Source organism: Ruoffia sp. FAM 26254 (assembly GCF_045528545.1).
GTDB lineage: Bacteria > Bacillota > Bacilli > Lactobacillales > Aerococcaceae > Ruoffia > Ruoffia halotolerans.
Map to the genome: position 1 here is coordinate 1 of NZ_JBGQQY010000106.1, position 1,239 is coordinate 1,239.

The 1,239-nt window shown below is 35.9% G+C and carries 1 protein-coding gene; it reads right to left on the reverse strand.

Annotated features, from left to right (window positions below):
• Positions 1-499 precede the first annotated feature (499 nt).
• The gene (locus ACEN3Z_RS11855; protein ID WP_407090980.1) at positions 500-1,192 is read right to left on the reverse strand and encodes an ABC transporter substrate-binding protein; all 693 of its coding nucleotides are present in this window, start codon (positions 1,190-1,192) and stop codon (positions 500-502) included.
• Between the last annotated feature and the right edge of the window lie 47 nt (positions 1,193-1,239).

The following is a 1,239-nucleotide window of genomic DNA, read 5'->3' on the forward strand; positions in this document are numbered from 1 at the left end:
CCTCTATGGTAAGATGTGTGTAGCTCATAACAGACCTCCGTGTTTATGTTTTTGTCATTACTAACATTTTACACGAACCTGTTATGGGTTTCTTTATTTGTCGCACTTAATTTTACAATTCATCCTATAAAAAATAACAATTAATGGAGCGTAGTTTATATTTATTCTGAAATACACTACTTGACTATCTTTTTGGTAGAAATAAGTTTAGTTCATGAATAAATTGAGCGTGTCTCTGGTTGTCCACGTCCATAGGACCAGCATAAAATCTAAAACACGCATTGGTATTTTAAACGAATACTTGATTAACCAGAAACGCGCATTCCTATTTTAAACGAATACTAGTTTAGCTGGAAACGCGCATTCCTATTTTAAACGAGTTCTAGTTTAGCCAGAAACGCGCATTCGTATTTTAAGCGAATGCGCATTAACTGAGCTATTACAAAAATAACGAGTAAGCACAGTCAAATATGAACTGTACTTTCTCGTTTTTTTCTATTTATTCCACATTTACTTCTTGAGCATTAACAATTTCACCATTTTCTAGAGTAACCATAACGGCTGGTTTGACTGGGTTATGTTCTTCATTAATTGAGAATGTACCAGTCACTCCTTCGAAGTCGACAGTTTCAGCTAAAGCTTGGTTAACTGCGTCAGCCTCTGTTGATCCAGCTCTTTCGATACCATCAACTAAGAAAGCAATCGCATCATAACCTAAAGCAGCGAATGTATCTGGGGCTTTACCAAATTTTTCTTCATAGTCTGCGACAAAGTTATTAGATTTTTCGTTTTCTAAAGATGTGTCATAGTGAGTTGTATAGTGAACGTCATTTGTGTTTTCAGGTCCAGCTAATTCTACGAATGTATCACTCGCAAATCCATCTGCTCCAACCACTGGTGCTGTTACGCCAACTTCACGGAGTGCTTTGACTAATAAGCCTGTTTCTGTATAGTAACCAGGTACATAAATGGCATCGAATTCATGTCCTAAAACTGCTGTAGACAGTGATGAAAAGTCTGTATCACCTGAAGTATAAGCTTCAGTTGCAACAACAGTTCCTCCTTTAGCTTCATAAGCTTCAACGAAAGCGTCCGCTAGACCTAAAGAATAATCTAATGGATAAAGCCCATATAATTGTGTAAAAGTAAAAAACCATAATAATCTCTTTGGTACAATGTAGTTGACAGACAAACATTGAAAGGAAGATTATTATGGCTCAATTAAATATTACCTTAAAT